Here is a 3921-nt window from a genome sequence, read left to right on the forward strand (position 1 = left end):
ATGGTGGTCGACCACCTGCTGGCCCGCGGCGCGTCGGACGTGCGTGCGCTGACGGCGGACCCGGAGCGGGCGGCGCTGCCGCCGGAGGTCGAGGCGGTGCGCGGCTCGATGCGCCGCCCGGAGACGCTGCGCGAGGCGTTCGAGGGTGTCGAGCGCTTCTACCTGGCGCCGTCGCCGGAGACCGTCGGGCCGGTGCTGGCGACGGCGCGCGAGGCCGGCGCGACGCACGTGGTCGACCTGTCCGGCGAGCCGGAGAGCTGGTGGGGCTCGGTGTCCGGCGCGGTCGAGGCGAGCGGGCTGGCGTGGACGCACCTGTGGCCGGCCGACTTCGTGGAGAACGTGCGGATGTGGCTGCCCCAGATCCGCGCCACCGGGCAGGTCCGCGAGCCCGACCCGGATGCTTCGAGCACCCCGACCGCGATGGACGACATCGCCGAGGTCGCCGCCGTCGCGCTGCTCTGCGACGACCACGCCGGGCACGCGTACCCGCTGACCGGCCCGGAGCCGGTGAGCCGAGTGCAGATGGTGCGCGCGATCGCCGAGGTCACCGGGCGCGACGTCGAGTTCGTGACGTCCACGCCGGAGGAGACGGCCGCGGCGCTGCGTCCCGGCATGGGCGAGGACGCCGACTGGTTCGTGCACAACGTGCTGCCGTACCTGTCCGGCAACGAGCCCGCCCCGAACCGTCTCGTCGAGGACATCACCGGCCGCCCCGGCACCACGTTCACCGCCTGGGCGCACACCCACGCCGCGGACCTCCGCGCCGCCCTGTCGTGAACGAGCGGCACCCTCGTCGGACAGGTTCCGACGAGGGCGCCGCTCGGACGGCGCAGGGGAAGGGTCAGGAGTACCAGGTGGGCTCGGGGATCTCGTCGCGCAGGAGGTGCGCACCGACCTCGCGACGCTTGTAGGCCACCGGGTCGTGCAGGGTGTGCGTCCGGACGTTGCGCCAGAACCGGTCGAACGCGAGGTCGGACCGCGTCGCCCGGGCACCCAGGCCCTCGAAGATCCCGCCGGTGATCTCCAGCGACACCTCGGTGGCGCGGGCCTTCACCGCGGCCACCCGCACCTCGTGCTCGCCGCGCTCGCGGGCGGTGACGTTCCAGGCGTCGTGGTGGATGGCCAGGCCCTCCTGCGCGACCTGGTCGGCCAGCGCCTCGACGGCCCAGAGCTTGGACTGGTAGTCGCCGTAGAGGTCGAGCTGGTAGGGCTCGTCGACGGCCCGGTCGTGGCCGCCGTGCAGCCACGGGCGGGTCGTCGTGCGGGTGTACTCGGCGGCGGTCTCCAGCGCCCCGCGGGCGATGCCCAGGTAGAAGCTGACGAACACGAGCTGGATCACCGGCACGTTGAGCGTGTTGTAGACCCGCGGCGCAAACGTCTTGTCCACGAACCCGGCCGCGGCCGCCCAGGGCACGGTGACGTCGGTGATCGTGACGCCGCCGCTCTCGGTGAGGCGCTGGCCGATGTTGTCCCAGTCGTCGTGGAACGTCAGGCCCTCCTGGGCGCTGGGCACGATCGCGAAGATGTGGGTGTCGGTCCCCTCCACGACGCCTTCGAGCACGGTGACGTCGGAGACCTTGCTGCCGGTGGAGAACGTCTTGGCGCCGTTGTAGACGATCTCCTCGCCGGTGTCGCGGATGGTGACGTCGGCGTCACGCGGGTTCACCGCGCCGCCGAAGAACCACTGGTTGCGGGTCGCGTCGGCCTCGACGGCGGCGATCTGCTCGGCGGTGCCGACCAGGCGGGCCGCCCAGAACCACAGGTAGTGGTAGCCGAGCAGCTGCCCGATCGACCCGTCGCCGGCCGCGACCTCCCGCACGACGCGGTAGGCGGTGGGCCACTCCTGGCCCGCGCCGCCGTGCTCGGCCGGGCCGAGCAGGGTGACCAGGCCGGAGGCCTTGAGCAGCGCCACCTCGTCGTAGGGGGTGGCGCCGGCCCGGTCCCGGGCCGCGGCGTCGGCGGCGAGTACCTCGCGCACCTGGCGGGCGCGGGCCAGCCACTCGGCCTCGGTACGCGGGGCGGGCTGCGCGGCCCAGTCGGGGGCGGTCGCGGGGCGGTTCTCGGTCGTGGTCACGATTCCTCTTTCGGTGTTCGAGCCGATGTTCCGGGCACATGTCCCTGGGCAGCAGGAATCGCCCGTCCTCGAATGCGCGACGATGCGCACGGAACGGGTCGACGAACTGCGGGAAACGGGTGAACCGGGCGGCAGAGGGCCGCCGGTCATGACTGTGAGCTGCAGATACTCAGGGAGAACGGCGCCGCGAACGGCGCGGGGCGTGGATCAGCGACAGCCGGACGAGTTCACGCGGGAAAGGTCGACATGACGTCGACGGGTGAGCTCGGAGAACAACACGAGCCCAGTTTTCGGACCACACCGCAATAAGTCAACCCGAGTTCGGTCGATGAGACGCCGAGCCCGGTTGTCCGGTCAGCCCCCCGCCGCACCCTCCCCGGAAACGACGAACGGCGCCCCCGTCGGAAAGGTTCCGACGAGGGCGCCGCTGGTGCGTGCGGGGGAGTCTCAGCGAGAGGCGAGCTGCGGCTCGCGCTCGGCGAGCTCGGCCTCCTTCTCGCGGATGATCGGCAGCACCTTGGCGCCGAAGTACTCGACCTCCTCCTGGAAGTGCAGGAAGCCCAGCAGGAGCAGGTTCGCGCCGAGGCGCTTGTACTCGATCGCGCGGTCGGCGATCTGCTCCGGCGTGCCGATCAGCTGGGTCTTGAAACCGTCGTTGTACTGGACGAGGTCGGAGAACGACGAGTCCGCCCACATGCCCTTCTTGTCACCGGTGGAGTTGCCGGCCTGCTGCACGGCTCCCCGGAAGCCCTCGACGGCCGGCTTGTTGGCCTTCTCGATGATCTCGCGCAGGGTGTCCCGGGCCTCCTTCTCCGAGTCCCGGGCGATCATGAAGCCGTTCAGGCCGAACCGGACCGGCTGCAGACGGTCGGCGGTCCTGGCGTGGCCGAGGACCTCCTCGACCTGCTCGGTGAAGCCGTCGTAGTCCTTACCGTTGGAGAAGTACCAGTCCGAGACGGTGCCGCCGTTGCGCCGCGCCGCGGTGGAGTTGCCGCCCTGGAAGATCTCCGGGTGCGGGCGGCCGGGGACGTCGACCGGGCGGGGCTTGAGGTCGTAGCCGTGCACCCGGTAGAAGTCTCCGGCGAACTCGGCGCCGCCCTCGCCCGCGGTCCAGATCTCGCGCAGCACCCGGATGAACTCCGACGTGCGGCGGTAGCGCTCGTCGTGCTCGAGCCACGGCTCACCCATGGCCGTGAACTCGTCCTTGAGCCAGCCGGACACGACGTTGACCGCGATCCGGCCGTTCGTCAGGTGGTCGGCGGTGGCCAGCCACTTGGCCAGCACGGCAGGCTGCCACAGGCCCGGGTGCACGGCGGCGATCAGCTTCAGGCGCTCGGTGGCCATGCCCAGCGCGAGCGAGAAGCTGGTGGCCTCGTGCTGGTGGTCGGCGCCGTAGCTGGCCATGTAGCGGATCTGGCTCAGCGCGTACTCGAAGCCGTTGTTCTCGGCGGTCCGGGCGAGCTTGACGTTGTAGTCGTAGCCCCAGTCGGTGCGCTGCTCGATCGTGCTGGTGACCAGCCCACCGCTGACGTTGGGCACCCAGTAGGCGAACTTCAGCGGTTCGGTGATGTCGGACACGGGTGTCTACTCCTCGAAACGGAACGGGTTCGGGCCGGCGATTTCCGACCGTCTTCGGCGGCGGGTGGCGGCCCGGGCGAACGACGCCGTCACGGCGTACGCGTCGCGCGATGCGCGCTGGTCAGCGACAGGCGCAGCTGGTGACGTGCTGGTGATCGACGTGACGGCGACGCGTCAGTGGAAGGGCGATCACGCCCTCCAGACAACAGCCACCCGGGGCACCTGTCAAACGCAGACGCCACGACGGGTGGCCTCAGGAGACGCAGGGC

Annotated in this window: 4 protein-coding genes; 2 read left to right on the top strand and 2 right to left on the bottom strand. The window is 71.2% G+C overall.

The window, feature by feature from the left end:
- A partial coding sequence (locus tag I4I78_RS30950; protein WP_218615055.1) for a hydroxylase occupies positions 1 to 777 on the top strand: 777 nt, incomplete at its 5' end.
- Positions 778 to 841: 64 nt separating this feature from the next.
- On the opposite strand, the gene I4I78_RS30955 is transcribed toward I4I78_RS30950, so the two are convergent.
- Both I4I78_RS30955 and sfnG read right to left on the bottom strand, forming a co-directional pair.
- Positions 842 to 2074, bottom strand: a complete 1233-nt coding sequence (locus I4I78_RS30955; protein ID WP_218615056.1) for an acyl-CoA dehydrogenase family protein — start codon at positions 2072 to 2074, stop codon at positions 842 to 844.
- A gap of 447 nt (positions 2075 to 2521) precedes the next feature.
- A complete protein-coding gene (gene sfnG, locus I4I78_RS30960) occupies positions 2522 to 3643 on the bottom strand; it encodes a dimethylsulfone monooxygenase SfnG (protein ID WP_374225952.1) in 1122 nt (373 codons plus the stop codon).
- Between sfnG and I4I78_RS30965 the strand changes: the two genes are divergently transcribed.
- On the top strand, positions 3642 to 3921 hold a 280-nt coding region (locus tag I4I78_RS30965), incomplete at its 3' end, for a hypothetical protein (RefSeq protein WP_218615058.1). The two genes, sfnG and I4I78_RS30965, sit on opposite strands and share 2 nt — an antisense overlap.

The sequence above is a fragment of the Pseudonocardia sp. KRD291 genome, assembly GCF_019263595.1.
Taxonomy (GTDB): domain Bacteria; phylum Actinomycetota; class Actinomycetes; order Mycobacteriales; family Pseudonocardiaceae; genus Pseudonocardia.